The sequence below is a fragment of the Moorena sp. SIO4A5 genome, assembly GCF_010672005.1.
GTDB lineage: Bacteria > Cyanobacteriota > Cyanobacteriia > Cyanobacteriales > Coleofasciculaceae > Moorena.
Map to the genome: position 1 here is coordinate 1 of NZ_JAAHHZ010000046.1, position 18,978 is coordinate 18,978.

General features: G+C 43.8%; 19 protein-coding genes, 1 tRNA gene and 1 pseudogene. 6 read left to right on the forward strand and 15 right to left on the reverse strand.

Annotation, left to right across the window (positions count from 1 at the left end; translation table 11 throughout):
• From fabF to F6K57_RS16015, 3 genes are all read right to left on the reverse strand, one after another.
• A partial coding sequence (gene fabF, locus F6K57_RS16005) for a beta-ketoacyl-ACP synthase II (protein ID WP_293069200.1) occupies positions 1-1,147 on the reverse strand: 1,147 nt, incomplete at its 3' end.
• Positions 1,148-1,210: 63 nt separating this feature from the next.
• On the reverse strand, positions 1,211-1,468 hold the full coding sequence (acpP, locus tag F6K57_RS16010) for an acyl carrier protein (protein ID WP_293017260.1): 258 nt from the start codon (positions 1,466-1,468) through the stop codon (positions 1,211-1,213).
• Positions 1,469-2,190: 722 nt separating this feature from the next.
• Complete coding sequence (locus F6K57_RS16015; protein WP_293017261.1) at positions 2,191-2,325, reverse strand: hypothetical protein; 135 nt, start codon at positions 2,323-2,325, stop codon at positions 2,191-2,193.
• Positions 2,326-2,702: 377 nt separating this feature from the next.
• On the opposite strand from F6K57_RS16015, the gene F6K57_RS16020 reads away from it, so the two are divergent.
• Positions 2,703-3,251 carry a hypothetical protein gene (locus F6K57_RS16020; protein WP_293017262.1) on the forward strand — a complete coding sequence of 183 codons (549 nt, stop codon included), beginning with the start codon at positions 2,703-2,705 and terminating at the stop codon, positions 3,249-3,251.
• A 400-nt stretch (positions 3,252-3,651) separates the two neighbouring features.
• Here the strand turns inward: F6K57_RS16020 and pyk are convergent, their stop codons facing one another.
• The 8 genes and pseudogenes from pyk to F6K57_RS16060 form a co-directional block, all read right to left on the reverse strand.
• The gene (gene pyk / locus F6K57_RS16025) at positions 3,652-5,433 is read right to left on the reverse strand and encodes a pyruvate kinase (RefSeq protein ID WP_293017263.1); all 1,782 of its coding nucleotides are present in this window, start codon (positions 5,431-5,433) and stop codon (positions 3,652-3,654) included.
• Positions 5,434-5,955: 522 nt separating this feature from the next.
• On the reverse strand, positions 5,956-7,332 hold the full coding sequence (locus F6K57_RS16030) for a sorbosone dehydrogenase family protein (protein WP_293069203.1): 1,377 nt from the start codon (positions 7,330-7,332) through the stop codon (positions 5,956-5,958).
• Between the two features lie 48 nt (positions 7,333-7,380).
• Positions 7,381-7,686, reverse strand: a pseudogene (locus F6K57_RS16035) (zinc ribbon domain-containing protein); the annotation flags it as partial.
• Between the two features lie 85 nt (positions 7,687-7,771).
• Positions 7,772-8,941, reverse strand: a complete 1,170-nt coding sequence (locus tag F6K57_RS16040) for a group II intron maturase-specific domain-containing protein (RefSeq protein WP_293069242.1) — start codon at positions 8,939-8,941, stop codon at positions 7,772-7,774.
• The gene (locus F6K57_RS16045; protein ID WP_293069205.1) at positions 8,826-9,311 is read right to left on the reverse strand and encodes a reverse transcriptase domain-containing protein; all 486 of its coding nucleotides are present in this window, start codon (positions 9,309-9,311) and stop codon (positions 8,826-8,828) included. Before F6K57_RS16045 ends, F6K57_RS16040 begins: the two co-directional genes overlap by 116 nt.
• A 200-nt stretch (positions 9,312-9,511) precedes the next feature.
• Positions 9,512-10,678, reverse strand: coding sequence for an ISAs1 family transposase (locus tag F6K57_RS16050; protein WP_293031099.1), 1,167 nt, complete (start codon positions 10,676-10,678; stop codon positions 9,512-9,514).
• Positions 10,679-10,821: 143 nt separating this feature from the next.
• Positions 10,822-11,181: a reverse transcriptase N-terminal domain-containing protein gene (locus F6K57_RS16055; protein ID WP_293069207.1), complete on the reverse strand. Its 360-nt coding sequence runs from the start codon at positions 11,179-11,181 to the stop codon at positions 10,822-10,824.
• Positions 11,182-11,709: 528 nt separating this feature from the next.
• Positions 11,710-12,774 carry a transposase gene (locus F6K57_RS16060; protein WP_293017267.1) on the reverse strand — a complete coding sequence of 355 codons (1,065 nt, stop codon included), beginning with the start codon at positions 12,772-12,774 and terminating at the stop codon, positions 11,710-11,712.
• Between the two features lie 283 nt (positions 12,775-13,057).
• Between F6K57_RS16060 and F6K57_RS16065 the strand changes: the two genes are divergently transcribed.
• Together F6K57_RS16065 and F6K57_RS16070 are read left to right on the forward strand one after the other, a co-directional pair.
• Positions 13,058-13,288 (forward strand): hypothetical protein, encoded by a 231-nt coding sequence (locus F6K57_RS16065; RefSeq protein ID WP_293069209.1) that lies wholly within the window; start codon positions 13,058-13,060, stop codon positions 13,286-13,288.
• 72 nt (positions 13,289-13,360) lie between these two features.
• Positions 13,361-13,507, forward strand: coding sequence for a chlorophyll a/b-binding protein (locus tag F6K57_RS16070; RefSeq protein WP_070394076.1), 147 nt, complete (start codon positions 13,361-13,363; stop codon positions 13,505-13,507).
• 237 nt (positions 13,508-13,744) lie between these two features.
• Here F6K57_RS16070 and purH read toward each other — a convergent pair whose 3' ends face one another.
• The 3 genes from purH to F6K57_RS16085 form a co-directional block, all read right to left on the reverse strand.
• A complete protein-coding gene (gene purH / locus F6K57_RS16075) occupies positions 13,745-15,286 on the reverse strand; it encodes a bifunctional phosphoribosylaminoimidazolecarboxamide formyltransferase/IMP cyclohydrolase (protein ID WP_293069211.1) in 1,542 nt (513 codons plus the stop codon).
• Between the two features lie 291 nt (positions 15,287-15,577).
• Positions 15,578-15,703, reverse strand: coding sequence for a photosystem I reaction center subunit IX (psaJ, locus tag F6K57_RS16080; RefSeq protein ID WP_071105376.1), 126 nt, complete (start codon positions 15,701-15,703; stop codon positions 15,578-15,580).
• 162 nt (positions 15,704-15,865) lie between these two features.
• Positions 15,866-16,360: a Photosystem I reaction center subunit III gene (locus tag F6K57_RS16085; protein WP_075901654.1), complete on the reverse strand. Its 495-nt coding sequence runs from the start codon at positions 16,358-16,360 to the stop codon at positions 15,866-15,868.
• A gap of 151 nt (positions 16,361-16,511) precedes the next feature.
• On the opposite strand from F6K57_RS16085, the gene tsaD reads away from it, so the two are divergent.
• Positions 16,512-17,558, forward strand: coding sequence for a tRNA (adenosine(37)-N6)-threonylcarbamoyltransferase complex transferase subunit TsaD (gene tsaD / locus F6K57_RS16090; protein ID WP_293069214.1), 1,047 nt, complete (start codon positions 16,512-16,514; stop codon positions 17,556-17,558).
• A 179-nt stretch (positions 17,559-17,737) separates the two neighbouring features.
• Here the strand turns inward: tsaD and F6K57_RS16095 are convergent.
• Positions 17,738-17,811: transfer RNA gene (locus F6K57_RS16095), tRNA-Pro, on the reverse strand.
• Positions 17,812-17,942: 131 nt separating this feature from the next.
• Between F6K57_RS16095 and lipA the strand changes: the two genes are divergently transcribed.
• Both lipA and F6K57_RS16105 read left to right on the forward strand, forming a co-directional pair.
• Positions 17,943-18,812, forward strand: coding sequence for a lipoyl synthase (gene lipA / locus F6K57_RS16100; RefSeq protein ID WP_293069216.1), 870 nt, complete (start codon positions 17,943-17,945; stop codon positions 18,810-18,812).
• Positions 18,813-18,820: 8 nt separating this feature from the next.
• The gene (locus F6K57_RS16105; RefSeq protein ID WP_158069695.1) at positions 18,821-18,976 is read left to right on the forward strand and encodes a hypothetical protein; all 156 of its coding nucleotides are present in this window, start codon (positions 18,821-18,823) and stop codon (positions 18,974-18,976) included.
• Positions 18,977-18,978 lie beyond the last annotated feature (2 nt).

Here is an 18,978-nt window from a genome sequence, read left to right on the forward strand (position 1 = left end):
AATCCAAATCACATTCAGGGTCTGGGTTGTTCAAATTTATCGTTGGTGGAATCTGGTCATGGGCAATTGCCATCACTGAAGCCACTGCTTCAATGCCACCAGACCCTCCCAACAAATGACCTGTCATGGATTTGGTGGAGCTAATTGCTACTTTATAGGCATGGTCTCCTAAAGCTTTTTTAATCGCTGCTGTTTCAGTTTTATCATTGGCAACTGTACTAGTCCCGTGGGCATTGATGTAGCTAACCTGTTCGGCCGTCAAACCAGCATCCTTCATCGTCAGTGCTATAGCCCTGGCTGCTCCTTCGCCACCTGGTACAGGGGATGTGATGTGATGGGCATCACAGGTCATGGCATAGCCAACGATTTCGGCATAAATTTTTGCTCCACGACTGAGGGCGTGTTCTAGTTCCTCTAGGATCAGAATCCCAGAACCTTCTCCCATCACGAAGCCATTGCGAGCGATATCAAAAGGACAGCAAGCTGACTCAGGAGTATCGTTACGAGTAGATAAAGCTCGTGCTGATGCAAAACCCGCCATTGCTAGGGGAGTCACCGCCGCTTCAGCACCGCCACAAATCATGGCTTGGGCATAGCCTCGCTGGATTAAGCGAAACGCATCACCTACGGCATTAGACCCTGCGGCACAAGCAGTAACTGGGCAACTATTGGGTCCCTTCGCTCCCGTATGAATTCCTGTCTGACCAGCTGCCATGTTAGCAATCATCATCGGGATCATAAAAGGACTACAGCGGTCAGGTCCACGTTTAATAAGAACTGTTTCCTGGTCTTCCAGTACCTTGAGACCACCGATACCAGTGCCAATCATTACACCGACCTGTTCTGCGTTCAGGTCATTGATCTCAAACTGGGCATCAGCTAATGCTTGCTTACTGGCAGAAACCGCCAATTGAGCAAAGCGGTCCATACGCTTTGCTTCCTTACTCTTCATGTAGTCATGGGGATCAAAGCCCTTAACCTCACCAGCAATACGACAAGCGTGCTTGGAGGCATCAAATAAGGAAATTAAACCAATACCATTGCGTCCGTTTAACAACCCTCCCCAGTACTCAGCCACCGTGTTGCCTATTGGCGTAATTGCACCGAGACCTGTAACAACGACCCGTTTTTTATCAAAGTTTGTCATCATGCCATTAAAACTAGGCTTATCGACCGTGAACGCAGAACTTGCGGTAATAAATCAGGCTGATTAAGCTGGAGTTTCTGCTCCTGCTCCTGCTTTTTCCCCAATGTAATCCACAGCCTTTTGAACAGTGTCGATCTTTTCCGCCGCTTCATCAGGGATTTCGATGTCGAAAGCTTCTTCTAACGCCATCACCAGTTCAACTGTGTCTAGGGAGTCAGCGCCCAGATCGTTGGCAAAGTTGGCTTCTGGGGTAACCTCGCTCGCCTCAACGTCCAACTGTTCTGAAACGATTCCCTGAACTTTCTCGAAAATGTCGCTCATATAAATATTCCTCAGCCTTTTTAGCTAGAACCTCTCAAGTACTACTTACTGATTTTATGGGTTTTCTGATCTTATCCGAAAGAGGTCTCATCTTGTAGGTAGGTAATAAGGCTTCAGAGCCTGACCCCACTTCCCTTAATCCTCGGCTTTGGTGCCTTTGTCCCCCGTGTCATCTATATTAATTTGCTCAAGACCCCAGAACTGCTTAGTTTCCACAACATTTGATGGTAACCCAAGAGACATCCTTAGGAATTGTACACCAAACCTCAAAAAACCGCTCCTTTTCTCCTCACATGACCGTTGCCTTCCGAGACTTGACCCAGCCAAACTTTAGAGCTTCATGGACATAATTTCAACATCGTCCCTTGGAATTTGAGTTTCTGGCATCCGAGCTAACCCTGTTAATTCACGATGGTCGATCTTGTAAATTTGAAGTTTTTTTGTATTTTTGTCAAGCTAATCAAACAAAACTTTACAAAAAGCCGTGATTAGCGGGAAGCTGATTTATCAAGCCTTCCTTTGGGTTTGACGGAGTTGCGATCGCAGCCATCGCGCCGACAGTATCGGTATGAATACTGAATACATAATTATACCAATTCTTACAATTATTACTGCTCACACGACTACACATTCATTGGATCTGACTATCTGACCATCTGACCATCTGCATCTGTAGTCCTACTTTGAAGAATTGGTACTATATCATTTCAGGATAATTACCCTTAATAAAAATCTCCCCTATCTCCCCATCTTCCCCTCCTGGGAGGGGTTAGGGGTGGGTTCCCATCTCCCCATCTCCCCATCTTCCCCTCCTGGGAGGGGTTAGGGGTGGGTTCCCACCCTCCCCACCCTTCCAACGCTCTCCTTAATTATGGGTATTCAAGCAGAGTTGATATTAGTTGATGGGCTAACTAACCAATCCCTACTAAAAGGGCAGCAGTAAAAAATTTTTGTTTGATCAAGATGAGCTTTTCAAAATACACGACTTCGGTGAAATTCCTCGTAAGATCAGTTTTGGAATGAGTTAGCTCAGTTAGCTCAATTATGTATTTACACGGTTGTCGTGCTAGGTCAAGTTGATCCTAAAATTGATGTAATCACTTAACAAGGAAAGTCTCATGAATTCAAGTATTATTTTTTGGTTATTCAGCTGGTTTTTATTGGCAATTTATGATTATCCAACCAAAAACAATACTATCAAAGATAGCCATCAAATCCAAAATTTATTAATTTATTGTTTTTTTTTATTTTCAATAACTATGAAGCCATTGAACAAGATCTAAATTTGGCTAATGATAAAATCAAGTGGCTGGACTATGAACTTAAAGAAAGTCATCAGCAAATCATCGGGATAATCAATAAGTTTATTGTAGTTAATAACTCCTTAAGGAGGTTGCATAAAAAAAATGTCTCACTCCAAGAGAGGGTTGAACAGCTGGAGCTGGAAAAGCAGGCTTTTCTTGAAGAGCTTGATGGGGGAGTAGAAACTTCAAATTGGGATTATCAAGCCTGGGAGTTGATGGTACAGAAAACCAAAGGAATAATTGTGGAGCTAAACCAAGTCAAGACGGAAGTTAAATCACTCCTAAGACAAAACAAACAATTGGCATGGGATAAAGCATGCTTAGAAAAGCAACTTGAATTGGAGAGGGCAGAAAATCAATGCCTGACTATGGAAAAACAACAACTAAAGCAGCAAAAAAGTATCTTGGCAGGGAAACTGAGACAGAAGCATCTTGAAACTCAATCCCTACTCACTGAAATTGAAGCACTAAAGATGTAAAAACCAAGATGTGTTGATGATAAATTTTGATCACTCTACAAGCTTAAAGCAGGACAGTGACGGTCATGAGTAATATCGTGTCCGGTTGACTACTTATCATTCTGGGGTTTTAGTTAATTGAAAATTGAAAATTGAAAATGGTCAATCAACAATTAACAATTAACAATTAACAATTAACAAGTCATGGGCATAGGATCAACCATTTTATAAGTGATTAACCGGACTTAATCTTACCACTTACTAATTTCTAATTATTGACTCTACCAGGTTAATTTAGTAGCCGAATAGTACCACAACACATTTGATAGTTAAGTGACCCTTGAGCATACACAGAAAAACCAGGCAATAGCCAAGACAAAATACACAATGGTGATGGGTATAGGTGATGGGTATAATTTATTCAAGTCATTAGTAACCCGTCAGTGGGGCTAGCCCCAAGGGTACCAGAATAAACTAAACCCCGCTGTGTGTCCAGAGTCAAAATTGCCCCATCCCGAATCAATTGGGTCGCATTCTTTACCCCCACAATTACTGGCACACCCAAGCGTAAGCCAATCACTGCTGCATGGCTAGTTATACTATCTTCCTCAGTGATAATTCCTGCTGCCTTGCGAATAACTTCCACAAATTTGGCATTGGTGGAAGGAGCGACTAGGATTTCTCCGTGGTTGAAGTTAGGTAGATCACCATCAGTGTCAGCCACCCGAGCAACACCACTTACTGATCCCTGACCAATACCAACTCCCTGACCCAAAACTGCTTTGACTAACTCTACTTTAATTAAGTCTGTTGACCCAGCCACACCTTGGATTGTCCCCGCCGTCATGACCACCAAATCTCTTTCTGTTAGAAGCTGTTTTTCCTGAGCCACGCTGATTGCGGCTTGGAAGGTCTGACCAGTTGAGGGTAAATCCAGGACTAACAAAGGTCTGACCCCCCAAACTAGCTGGAGTTGTCGAGCCACATCTACATGGGGTGTTACTGCTAATATGGGAGTCTGGGGTCGGAATTTAGAAACATTCCGTGCTGTAGCACCAGTTTTGGTCAGAGTCATGATGGCTGCTGCGTCTAACTGCTCCGCAATGTGACCAACTGCCTGGGATATAGCATTGGGAATGGAACGGCTGGTGTCACGAGCATTACCGATAATCTGTTCTTGCTCAATGCGCACCGCAACCGTGCCCATGGTCTTTACAGCTTCTACTGGGTATTTACCAACAGCTGTTTCGTTAGAGAGCATGACTGCATCAGTGCCATCAAGGATAGCATTAGCTACGTCAGAAACCTCTGCACGAGTTGGTCGGGGTGAGTGAACCATACTGTCCAACATTTGAGTGGCAGTGATGACTGGGATTCCCCGTCGATTGGCTGAGGCAATCAGTCGCTTTTGTAAGATTGGTACATCCTCTGCTGGCAGTTCTACCCCTAAGTCACCCCTAGCAACCATCACCCCATCGCACAGGGAGATAATTGCCTCCATTTGCTCAATGGCTTCATGCTTTTCAATTTTGGCAACGACGGGTACCTGCTTGCCAGCACTGTTAATCAGTTCTTTGATTTCTAATATGTCCTGAGGATTACGAACAAAGGAGAGTGCTACCCAATCCACACCTTGATCCAAACCAAACATTAAATCTCGTCGGTCTTTATCGGTTAGAGCTTTGATGGATAGGTAGACACCAGGGAAGTTAACTCCCTTGTTATTTGAGAGGGGTCCACCGACGGTAACGGTACAGTGCAAGGCTCGTTGCTCTCGGTCTACCTCATCTACCCGCATCTCAACTTTGCCATCATCTAATAGGATGGTGGCTCCCGCAGGCACTTCGTCCGCTAGGGGTTCGTAGGTAACTGAACTGATTTCCTGTTTACCAACCATGGATTTGCTGGTTAAGGTGAAGCGATCGCCATTGTTGACAACAATGGAACCGTTTTCAAACCGCCCCAAGCGAATTTTCGGTCCTTGCAAGTCTTGCAGGATCGCTACAGGCTGATTGAGTTCAAAGGCCGTCTGGCGAATCAGGCGAATATTGCGCTGATGGTCTTCGTGGGTGCCATGGGAAAAGTTAAGTCGTAAAGTGGTGGCACCAGCTTGAATTAGTGCCTTGAGAACATCTGGGCTATTGCTCGCAGGGCCAATTGTGGCAACAATCTTTGTCCGACGTAGGGAATTTGGCGATTGCATAAACGTGAAAGGGATTAGGTTGGTTTCCCGAACAACACCTTAGCATGGCACATTACTGTTTTTTGTCTGATATTAAGTTTTCCTAAATATCTTTACAAAGACTTGTTATGAGTCATTAGTTATTAGTACCAAGCCAGGTTTAATAAGATTCGGTAAACATTCCCCAATCTACACTAAGTCCGGTTAGTGGGGGATGAATTTCCAGGCAAAAAATTTTTGTCGTAATCGAGTCGTAATCAATAAGATAGTATTGCAGGGTAAGCGCAAGAAAAATTGAGCCAAAATGTGATATGGAGTAAGGATTATGACAATAATAAGCCTTAATTCTCAGGACTATTGCATATTTATATCAATATTGTTGATAATAATGCGGCCTTATTGATTCTTGCGTTTCCCCTGGATAGTATTGGAAGAATTAGACTTAAGCAAAGTCAAACAGTTCACGAAAACTAAGGGTGCATTAAGGCCATAGGGAACGACAAAGGAAGCACTGATTACACCTTTGGCTTAGTCGAGGGGACTTCACGGGTCACTATTGCGGTATTGGATCCGGTAAATGCGGTTGTTGGCTTCTTCTGTGACGAGCAGACTGCCATCTTTTAGCACCAGCAACCCAACTGGACGTCCCCAGGTGGTTGGTCCTGAGGAATCGATCAGAAAACCAGTCAGAAAATCTTCATAGTAGCCTAATGGTCGTCTATCAGTTTTAAAGGGAACAAAGACAACCTTGTAACCGGTGCCTCGGTTACGATTCCAAGAGCCACGAAACGCTACAAAGGCACCGTTACGATACTTTTCTGGAAAGGTCTGTCCATCATAAAATTGTAATCCTAGTGCTGCTGAGTGCGATTGGAATAAAACATCGGGAGTTCGGGTTTGGGCAACCAGTTCAGGTTTAATGCTTTGACCATTGGTGGTTTGACGGGGATCGATCAGATGGGGGGCTAAATAGGCATAGGGCCAACCATAGAATTCCCCTTGGCGAATACGGGTGAAGTAATCAGGAACTAGGTCATCTCCGATCAGATCTCGTTCATTGACAGTAGTGTAAAGTTCACCAGTAATTGGGTGAAAGTCTAGGCCGACAGGATTACGTAAGCCATAGGCAAAGGTCTGTTGGTTTGAGCCGTCCAGGTTCATCACCTGTACCGATGCTCGGGGTAGGGGTTCCCTATCGACATTAGACCGTGAACCAATCGAGACGTAGATTTTGTTTAGGTTGGGAGATACTACCACATTGCGGGTCCAATGCTGGTTGTAGCCACCACCAGGAAGGTCAGCAATTTTTTGACCTTTGCCAGTAAGTTGCTCTTGACCTTTTGTGTAGGGAAAGCGGAGTACAGCATTAGTGTTGCCCAAGAAGAAGTATTGATCAGCAAAGGCCATGCCAAAGGGAATATTTAACCCATTACTAGCACTAGCAAAGGTTTTTTTGACATCAGCAACTCCATCACCATTGCTGTCGCGCAATAAACGAATACGATTTGCCCGAGTTTCTGTGACCAAGATATCCCCAGTGGGAGTAAGTGCTAGCCAGCGGGGACGGTCTAATCCATCAGCAAATACGTTCACTTGGAAACCCGCTGGTACTTTTAGGCTTGGGTTGGATGGCACTGCTACCACATTTGGAGGTCGAGAGGCGCTAGTAGTAGCAAAGGGTTGGGGTAAATCCTTCAGGGTAATTTTAATCGGTTGGGGTGTCAGAGGTTTGGTATCGATTAGGGTTTTTGTCAATAAAGCATTTGTTTGTGTAGGTGCCTGAGCAATTTGGGGAGATTCCTCAGACGAGGACTTTTGTAAAATCGGTGCAGCAGGTGCTTGAGTTGAGGTGCTGGTTGAAGCACAGGCTACTACCGTAGTCATCAGCAGTTGCAGGATCAGGAAACGTGGGAAATTCATGGTCAGGACCAAAGGGTGATTTGGGATTGATCGTGACATCCTCCTACACTAACGCTTCGCGTATAGTGTAGGCTTCCCATCTTCACAAACGGGTATTCCTGCCCAAAGCCACTTATCTAGGATTTCTCCCCCGACAGATCGACTATTTGACAGGCGGTTTCCATTTCCCGAATTGTCCACGGGTACTAATTCCAATCCTCGCCATCTAATCACCTGAGCAGCTGCATGATCTCTGTGGGCTGTGTAGCCGCATTCAGGACATTTATGCTCTCTAACGCTCAAATCTTTCTTCACTGTGGCCTGACACTCAGGGCAAGTCTGACTAGTTCCACGGGGGTCTACTCGTTTAAAGTAGTCGGGTAAGGTGAGAAATGTTACCATCTCTCCCTCCCCTAAGAACCGGACTTGAGACTTTCATACTCATCCGGCTCAAGCCTAATCAGGTATCCTGGTGAAGCTTCTTATGTTTGGCTTTGTGACAGTGACTATGTAGAATCTGTAGATTCTTAGTTTCACTGTTTCCGCCTCGCTTGATAGGTATGGTATGATGTACCTCGAAGTTATCATCGAGTTCGATAGGTAGATTGCAAATAGGACATATCCCTTTTTGGTGAATATATACCTTTTCGTATTTGCTACCTTTGGTAAATTTGGACTTCCCCCATTTAGTCTTCCTTTTCTTCCAATATTCTTTTAGGTCAGGGTCAAAGGGGGATGAGTTTCCTTTTACCTTTTCAAATCTGATAATAGGTACATCTTTGGCTGCGTTGACTAGGATTTCCTCTTTCTTTCTTTTTCCACTTGATATGGTGAAGAAGTTCAAGGTATCTTTGTCAATGGTTTTGAAGTATTTCCTCTTAATCCACTTCCAGGCTTTCTTTGGATGTTGTCTCTTTAGATACCTGTATATGGAATTGAGAATTTTATACCTTACATTGTTGAATGTTTTCTTGGAGCATACGAATCTGTAATAGTTTAGCCATCCTCTAATCTTCGGATTTAGCTTTTTGATTACATCTTCTGTATTTAGTGCCCTAGCTTCATTCTTGAGTATGCTACGAATTTCCTTTAAGAATCTCTTAACTTCTTCCTTGTCAGGTGTTATTATACATGAATAGCATATTTCCTCCCTGATTTTGGCGTTTGGGGTCGGGATTCTTATAGCATTTGGTTTTAGATTTTTAAGCATTTTTCGTGCTTTCTTCTTGTACCTCTTGCTATCTAATCTCAGGGTTTTTGTCTTTCTTTGTTGAATCTGGAACCCCAGGAAGGAAAAACCTTCTTCTATTATGTTTCTGATTTTGGTCTTTTCTCTGTTGAGTTCCAGCCCCCTTTTTCTTAGCCATTTTTCTACTCTGGGGATTATTTCTTCCAGGTTTTCTTTTGTTTGGCTGGTGATTACGAAGTCATCTGCGTATCTAGCAAATCTGTATTTATCTACCTCCTTTTTCTTATTTATGGTTTTCCCTCTACTTCGAGTTGTGTAATCTATCTTACATTTTTCGGATATGACTTCTTGGAGTCCATCGAGGGCTATATTTGCGCTTTTGTGGGCTGATGATTCCGCCTTGGGGTGTTCCTGAGTTGGTTGGATGGAATATCCTGTTATCCACGTATCCACATTTTAGCCATTTCTTGATTAGACTTCTTTTCGGTAGTCCTTCCAATTTATCCATGATGAAGCCATGAGATATATTGTCAAATGCTCCTTTAATATCTGCATCAAGAACCCAGTGGTGTGAGCTACCCTTTTTGAGGCCAGTGAACACTTCTTGGATGGCGTCGTGACAGCTTCTTCCAGGTCTGAATCCGTAACTATTGGGTTCAAAGCTTACCTCGAATACTGGTTCATATGCCATTTTTATTATGGCTTGACCTATTCGGTCTTTTATGGTTGGTATTCCTAAGGGTCTTTTCTTCCCATTTGATTTAGGTATATAGACTCTCTTGGTGGGGCTTACTTCACAGGGTAATCGCATTGAAAGAAAGTGATAAAATCACTGTAAATTGACCGAAAATTTGACAGTGAAAACTTGACAGTGTATCATAAGCCATGAAGAGCACTTAAGCCAAAGAAAATCTATCTAAGTACAACAGGGATATTGGATTTAAGCTATCAAAGAATATTCCTGACTTCTAAGGTATTCATAGAGAGAGTTTCCCTTAGAACCCCACCACTCTAGGACTCAGCTACACTCGCACTCAGAATTTTCATCAGAAAGCTATTGTCGATTCCGGCCCTGTAACGCTTCATTTTCAGACTCTGCTTCGAGGGTTCGCGCTTGAGCAAATTAACACTTAAACGGCGCAACAAACCTAGGTTTTCTGCTCCGTGACCCTGACGCACTCGACTGGCATCTTCCTTAAATGTGACATCGAGAACCCAATGTAAACTATTTTCAATACTCCAGTGGGAGCGAATCACCTGATTGTGCCACTGGGCATCCGCTTCCAAGCTACTGATGTAGAATCTAACCTCTGTGGTGGTTTTATTCCATAATTGCCTGTGAGTGCAAACCATCACCACCGTGGTTAAACCCAGCCACTGACTTTGGCGATGCAAAGATGGTAACTGATTTACTGGTACTGCCCAAACTTCGCGAGTTTCCAGGCGATGATGCCCACTTTCAGTAGTTCGATTATAGCTGTAGTCAATTCCCTGCCAATGTTGAGCTTGGGCTTGCTTGAACCAAGTTTTTACCTGCTGATTGAGCCTAGGGTGGTTACCTTTGAGAGCGAGGACATAATCCCCTTGTCCCTGTTTGATTTGCTGCGCAATTTCCCGTTGAGTGCCCATAGCATCCAAGGTTACTACAGCTCCCTTGAAATTGACCAACTTCAGGAGTAGTGGCACTGCTGTGATTTCATTGGACTTGCTCTGTACTTTTTGCTGTGCCAGCACTAACCCATGCTCACTACTCCAGGCACTTACACTATGTAGTGCTTTGAGCTTACTTTCTCTGTCGTAGGAGCCTTTTGCTGTCTTGCCATCTACATGAATCAGTTCCAGATTTAATTTCTCTGTAATGCTGCCGATCCAATCGAGGAAGCTGTGGTTTAGTTCCTCTGGCTCTAGCTGGGACAATACTCTTCCGAAGGTATCATGTGACGGAATACCATTGGGTATCTCGACAAATGTTTCTAGCCATTCTTGCTTTGCTTTTCCATAGGTTTCTATTCCTACAAATCCTTCTGCCCCTGAGAGTATGGCTAAGATGGCTATGGTGATAATTGCCACTAGACTATGAGCTTTCCTCGAACCCACTCTGGGGTCTTCGAGATCCTGAAAATGTTTGATTACGCTTTTTCTGAGGATTTCTACCTCTGGTTCTTCAAGGTCGGTCATAACGCCCTTGCCAAAGCCTTTTGCCATGATCAGTAAACGGGGAATGGGACTCTTAATTTCTCTGATGATAACTTGATAAGATCCTCCAAAACTGCTTCGATTGTTGCCAAGGCCGAGTTTGATTATCCTCTTTATTTCTTTTGTCAAGTACAATTTATACCAAATTCAATGCGATTACCCTGGCTTACTTCATTCCAGTTCCAGTTTTTCATTAGTCGGTTTTTCTCTTTGGTTTTGATGGCTACATAACCGTCTATTCCTGGAGTGTTCCTTCCTTTGTTTTTAACCGTAACTGTCTGTATTGCTAAGGCTAATGCTGACTTGCTATTTATAATTAGTTTCATCAGATTTTTCACCTTATCCCATCCGCTGCCTTTTAGTTGAGCTTCTTTGGTTGCCCTGAATATTCTTCTTTGAAGTTTGAGAACCTGTTTATTGATGACTTTCCAGTCTATCTCAGTCCAGTCCCAGACTCCAGTACCAGTATTGGTTCTACTTTTCATCGGGGTGAGTCTCTATTCCTCAATTCTTGGAACATTCTGATTAGACCAACCTGACGTCTGCTACCTCTCGGTATGATTCATAGGAATCTATATGTCCGGTTATGATTTCCCGTTGACTTTCGTCGTGACATCATTTGCTTTTTCAGGTCTCCTACTCCCTGTCAACCCTGGGCTTCTTTTGCAATCCGCTTTGCCATTTATTGGCGGTTGAAATTTCAGGGGTTACCGTGTTCATCAAGTGAAGTTTTCGATATCCCTTTAGGTTCATCCTTTGCTCCGGAGTTCTTCGTTGCATCAGATTGAGAAGGACACAATCCCCAATCACTTATTATCGAACTCGGTGCCCTTTTGGCTACAGTGTTTCAATCACGTTTCACTGTTCAAGCGTTACGAAGCTTTTATAGATGTTCACTTTCGTTAACCATTGGGTATCTTCCTGCTAGCACTTGCGGCGGTGTGATTCCGACCTTGGGTGCTACTTCCTGTATTTCTACAGGACTTTATCGAGAATCTGCACTCAGGTTCCGATTACTCTTCCCCCCTCATCTCGGCAGGCTGGAGGATGCACTCTCCAGAAAGCCATTTCAGGCTTTGGTTCAACTTGACGCTTTCACGTCGCGCACACCCACGCTTCCAAGCTACCCATTTGAGGAGATCTAAGAATTGACCAAAAGATGCATCAATGCAGTCTTTTCTTAGCATTCCTCGATTCAGTCCTATTGTGTTTAGATCTTCAGCAAAGATTGTCTCAGCCTGGTCACAGAGCAAATGTGCTGTTTTTAGATGGAAGTCTTTACGAGCGTTGGCAATCTTGTGATGCAATCTGGCCACCTTCAGTTGTGCTTTTTCCCAGTTGTTAGAACGCTTCTGTTTTTTAGCTGCTCTACGTTGTAGCAATTTCAGCTTACCTTGCAGTTGCTTGAAAAACTTAGGACGCTCAACTGTGAAACCATCTGAAGTTGTCAGAAACTTTTCTAACCCAAGGTCTATCCCTATTGCTCGGCCAACGGCAGGATGATCTGGGATATCAACTTCCATTGCAATTGATATCACAACATACCATTCTGTTTGTCTAGCCTTAGCCAGAACTCTAACCTGTTTGACTTGGAATCCAACAGGAATTTTTCGATGGAGTCGAATAGGAACTAGGCCAATTTTAGGAAGCTTGATATGTTCGTTTCCTACTGGATTTGACTTGAATTGCGGGAATAAAAACGACTTGTATTGACCCTTTTTCTTAAATCTTGGAAAACCAAATCCGCGCTTACGCATTGCTTCCCATGAATCATGCAACCTTCTAACGGTTGTCTGTAACACCTGGGAATGCACTTTAGCTAGAAATGGGTTGGTTTTCTTGGCTAATGGTAGATTATTTTGTTGACGGTGATAACTAGGAAACGGTGTATCGGCAGGAATAATGTACTCACTTTGCAAAGAACACCTATCCACAGGACATTTACGGCTTGCAATCCAGTCTTTTAACTCTCTTAGCGAATAGTTATAGACTCGTCTACAAGTCTCAAGCCATTCTTTCATGATCTGTTCTTGATTTTGACTTGGGTAAATCCTGTATGTGTAGTTAATTGTCAACATACTCTTATTATACCATAGAAAAAAACAATGGTAAATACAAATAAAGAGGGCATCGAAGAGACGAAACCTTAGAGAGTGGAGCCTTATTACAAAAGCCTTAACCCCTGGTTGACTGACAAATCTTGCTTTGTAGGTTGGGTTTCACTATGTTCAACCCAACCTACGTAAAATCAAGGGTTTGAGGAGTTTTGTCAGTCTAGGTCATCTGCTAAGCTGTTCAGCATTTAGATTGGGATACCCAAATTGGTCAAAGGGAACAGGGAACAGGGAAAAACTAATTTAAATGCACATCAGCTTAGTAGGTGTTGCCGGTTGCTGCTTAGAACCTTGGCCAAAAGGCCACGCTACGGGAACAACCCACCCTACACCGAACGCCACAAGCGAACAACCGGTTAACCTTGACCTTTCAGCCACGCTACGCGAACAACCCTATCTCCCCATCGCCTCCAGTTATCCGTACTTCAGGCAAAGCGTATCGATATATACCATATTTTGGTTATCAAAATATAAATAAATGTTGCAAGTATCCCCAAAATAGGTTAACTTATATTACAGAAGCTAACAAAACCCTAGGAGATCTATAACAATGACTCAAGAGCAAGAATCTAAGTTCGGTTTCACCAACTTTGCTGAAACCTGGAATGGCCGTTTGGCAATGCTTGGTTTCGCCATTGGCTTGGCTACCGAGTTGCTGACTGGTAACGGAATTCTGCAACAACTAGGTCTGATGTAATCGACCATAAGCAATAGGGCGCACACCGTGCGCCCCTAAAGTTGATTTGTGTTCTACTCGATATCTGAAGCGCTATGGTCAGTTAGCCTTGCAATTAAGTAGCCAAAAATCCTGCAGTTAAACCCTAAGGGCTGACCTACTAACCCCCTTTTATCTATTAGTAAATCTGATCGAAACTGCTTTCGATCAGATTTACTAATGACTAATGACTCATGTGAAAATAACTAAAACTCATAACTAATGTAAAAAGTGGCGCATACCGGTGATCACCATTACTAATCCCAGTTCATCTGCTGCCTGAATCGAGTCTTGATCTCGTAAACTACCACCCGGTTGCACAATTGCCTCAATCCCCGCTTTAGCAGCTGTCCGCACTGAGTCATCGAAGGGGAAGAATCCATCACTAGCAAGGATAGCGTTTTTGCTATTTTCCCCAGCCTGTTCTAAAGCTATATTGACTGCACCTACCCGATTCATTTGACCGGCACCCACACCTAAAGTTGTGCGATCGCGTGTCACGACAATGGCATTGGATTTAACATGCTTACACACCTTCCAAGCAAATAATAATTCTGCCATTTGGTCAGGAGTAGGTTGCTTTTGGCTTACCACTTGCCAATTCTCAGGATTATCCATGGCATCATCCGCAGCTTGTACCAGAAACCCCCCTGCAATAGCTTTCACAGTTTGCTTTGATCCCGTCTGTAAGTCTGGTAATAGCAACACCCTTAGCTTCGACTTAGCACTGAGAATTTCTTGAGCTTCTGGTTCACACCCTGGTGCGACTACACATTCTAAGAAAGTTTTCTTTAACGCCACAGCTGTAGCAGCATCAATGGGTTGATTTAATGCCACGATTCCACCGAAGGCAGAAATAGAGTCAGCATTGAATGCCTTCTGATAGGCTTGCGATAGGGTTTCTGCCAAGGCTACCCCACAAGGATTGGTGTGCTTGAGAATTGCTGCGGCTGGAGTGTCAGTAAATTCATTAATGATCCGCCGTGCAGCTTCTAAATCCACCAGGTTGTTGTAACTGAGTTCCTTACCCTGAAGTTTAGTGGCTGCAGCCCAACCTGTGGGAACTGTTCCGGATTGATACCACGATGCCGGTTGATGGGGATTCTCGCCATAGCGTAGAGATTGGCGCTGTTGTCCAGATAAGGTAAATCGTTTTGGTAGGGACACTGGATCTTCGTACCCGATCAGGTAGGATGCGATCGCATGGTCATAGGCAGCGGTATGACCAAAAACCTCTATAGCGCAAGCCTGACGGAATTCGATTGATGGTTGATTTCCATTCTGGCGCAACTCCTCTAAGTAATCCTGATACTGACTGGGATTACACAGCACTGTCAAGTGAGCATAGTTTTTCGCAGCTGCCCTCAGCAGTGTTGGACCACCGATATCGATAGTTTCAATTGCTTCTGCTAAACTCACGTCCGGTTTAGCAACAGTCTGTTCAAATGGATAGAGATTCACCACCACCAAATCAATGGGACGAATCTGGTTTGTCTCCATTTCTGCCACATCTTCGGGCAAATCTCGCCTTCCCAAAATTCCACCATGAATTCGTGGATGTAGGGTTTTGACCCTGCCACCCAAAATTTCTGGAAAGCCAGTGTAATCAGACACTTTCGTTACCGGCAAACCTTCTGATTGCAAGGCTTTAGCCGTTCCGCCACTGCTGATTAAATCAAATTCCAATTCTTCTACTAGCTGACGGGCAAAGTCGATTAGTCCAGTTTTGTCAGATACACTCAGCAGTGCCAGATTTGCCATTTCAAACAATTTTACAAAAAGTCAACCGAATTCTGAATTATCAATTCAGAATGCAGAATTATTAGTTGCTAAATTCAGGATTCAGCAACTTAATAATTCAGAAATAGTTCAGAAATATTCCACCTTACTTCTGGATTATGGATTCTGCACTCTGAATTTTTTTTTTAAATTGTCAAGAGGTTTTTTAGGGTAAATTTCAATAATTCAGCGAACTAAGTAGGTACTTATATTTAATTAGCTTACCTACCAATACCGAATGAATTATTTCCATCTTTTACCCATTCTTCCTAATTACAACGGATGGAAAAGTAGATCAGGGAAAAAGCGGTTAAATTCAATCAAAATTCCAGCCGTAACGGTCATCCAAAGAGCCAATAACACTGGTGCTAGGGACAAATACTTAACTAAATCCTGCATGGAACATTCTCCTAAAATCGATAACTATTTCAAGACATCTTGGCACATCAAGATAATGCCCTGTCTATAAAGCGCGAAAATTTGATTAGCGAGAACGGCAGTAGTTTTTAGCTAACTTTTCAGTGCTAAAAGCGTTCCCGCGAGCGAGTCTAAGTATGATTGCTAGCGTGGTGAGACAGGAATCTCATCATCTTTAGCAAACATTTCACCAGTGGTGATTTCTTTGAATGCTAACAAAGGCCATGAGGCAGCCATTAGCATCTTACTAACTGCCAAGGGGACATCAATGATGACTTCTTTGTCTTCTGGGTTCTTACCCTTTTGAATCGCTTGTAGATAGCTGCGACCTGCCCAGCCAATCCAGCCAGTGATATAGAGGAAGAGTAAGCTAGGAATGAGGAAGTCACCCATATGGGAGAAACGACCATCCACAATCAAGTGAGGATATCCCTCATCACCACAAAGTGCTTGAGAATACCGCTCAAATCGGTTCGCCCCGGAATTGGGGTTAGCTGTAGTGTTTAGGAATTCAGCCTTCCGGGCTTGGAATGCAGCAGACTCACTACAAGGGGTGAGATGATCCAAAGAAGCAGAGGCTGGGCTGATGGCGCAAAACCACACAGAGACGGCAAAAATTAAAGCTAACAATCGTCGCATAGAAAGTGTCTCCTTTTGTTAAGAAACAAAAAGTTTTTTGTACAAACCAAAAGATCAAATTATTTGTACACTCAGGCAATCTTACTCTGAGCCGTGTATCTAGTAAAGTTTAATTAACTAAAAGTAGTGTTTCAATAAAGGTCATTGGTGAATGGCTTGTGTTTTAGCAATAGAAACCAGTTGTGATGAAACAGCTGTGGCGATTGTTAAAAATCGTAAATGTTGTAGCAATATCGTTACTTCCCAAATTCCTATGCATCGGCAGTATGGCGGTGTGGTGCCAGAGGTAGCATCCCGTAGCCATCTAGAAACCATCAATAATGCGATCGCGCAAGCCCTAGAAGCAGCTCAACTGGACTGGGGCGCAATTGACGGCATTGCTGCTACCTGCGCTCCCGGCTTAGTGGGCTCTCTACTAGTGGGGGTCACAGCTGCCAAAACTCTGGCCATTGTCCACCACAAGCCGTTTCTGGGTGTCCATCATCTAGAAGGTCATATTTACGCCACCTATCTCAGTGAGCCAGAACTAGAACCACCATTTTTGAGTCTGTTGGTGTCTGGTGGTCACACTAGCTTAATTTATGTCAAAACCTGTGGTAGCTATGAGATACTGGGCGCAACCCGTGATGATGCTGCCGGTGAAGCCTTTGATAAGGTAGCACGATTATTAAAGTTAGGCTATCCCGGAGGACCAGCTATAGATAAGTTAGCACGAGAGGGCAATCCCAAAGCCTTTCCCTTGCCAGAAGGTAAGATTTCCCTTGCTAGTGGTGGTTATCATCCCTATGACTCCAGTTTTAGCGGCTTGAAGACAGCGGTGCTAAGGTTGGTGCAAAAATTCGAGCAGGAACACTCAGAAATTCCAGTGACCGACATTGCTGCCAGCTTTCAGGAAACCGTAGTGCGATCGCTTACCAAGCGTACCATTGCTTGTGCTCTCGACTATGGTCTGGACACGATTGCGGTTGGGGGTGGGGTGGCTGCTAATAGTCGATTGAGACAACAGTTGCAAGCTGCAGCAACTGAGCATAATTTGCGAGTTATTTTCCCTCCCCTGAAGTTTTGTACCGATAATGGCGCAATGATTGGCTGTGCCGCAACTGACCATTTAAATCAAGGACATACTTCCCCTTTAACTTTGGGGGTGCGATCGCGAATGCCTATCACTAAGGTGATGGAACTTTATTCAGAGGTTTAAGAGGTTGAAGGTTTAAGAGGTTGAAGGTTTAAGAGGTTGAAGGTTTAAGAGGTTGAAGGTTTAAGAGGTTGAAGGTTGAACGCGATCGCGTGGCCTTTTGGCCAAGGTTGAAGAACCTGCTAACCTGTAACCTGCTAACCTCTAACCTGCTAACTTTTAAAGTTATTGCACAAGTACAATCGGGATGACAGGATTTGAACCTGCGACCCCTTCGTCCCGAACGAAGTGCGCTACCAAACTGCGCTACATCCCGATAAAGTCATAATTTAAGATTTCATCTATTTTATCATGCCTTAGGGGCAATCCGCCCCTAGCTTGTTAGGATCAAGATTAAAGTAACGTAACTTAAATTTATATATATATATAGTTGGAGTATAACCAAGAGTGGTAGTTAAACCAGAATGGTTGCGAGTCAAAGCGCCCCAATGGCAGCGTGTCGGCAATATTAAAGAAACCTTAAGAGATTTGGATCTCAATACTGTCTGTGAAGAAGCCTCTTGTCCCAATATCGGAGAGTGCTTCAATGCTGGTACTGCCACCTTTTTAATTATGGGACCAGCCTGTACCCGTGCTTGTCCCTACTGCGATATTGACTTTGAGAAAAAACCCAAAGCCCTTGACTCCACTGAACCCACACGGCTAGCAGAAGCCTTGCAGCGCATGGGTTTAAATCATGTAGTTATTACCTCTGTCAACCGGGATGATTTACCCGATGGTGGAGCTTCCCAGTTTGTACAGTGCATTGAAGCCATTCGCCTGGTCTCACCTCATACCACTATTGAGGTTTTAATCCCAGACTTGTGCGGGAACTGGGATGCCCTCGAAACAATTCTTCAAGCTAAACCGGAAGTCCTCAATCACAATACAGAAACAGTACCCCGACTCTATCGGAAAGTACGGCCTCAAGGGGATTATCAGCGTTCCCTTGAATTACTGATGCGGACGCGAAACTTGGCTCCATCGGTTTACAGCAAATCTGGTATAATGGTAGGTTTAGGAGAAACTGATGCGGAAGTCCGGCAAGTCATGGCGGATTTAAGGCAAGTAAACTGCGACATCTTAACTATTGGTCAGTATCTTCAACCCACTCAAAAACACCTAAAAATTTCTGAATTCATAACCCCTAAACAATTTGATACCTGGAAAGAGTATGGTGAATCCCTCGGTTTCCTGCAAGTTGTTTCCTCTCCCCTCACCCGCAGTTCCTATCATGCCGAGCAAGTTCGAGAATTAATGCAGCGGTATCCCCGATGAACGCTTTCATGGTTGCAAAACAATTGAAACTAACAACTAACCAAGAAAGCGTTTCTTATACTGATCAGGTAAATTCAATGTTCTTACCCCTACTCCCTACTCCCTACTCCCTACTCCCCAGGGCGAAAGCACCTCACCTAATTGAGAACTGCAATAACAAATAACA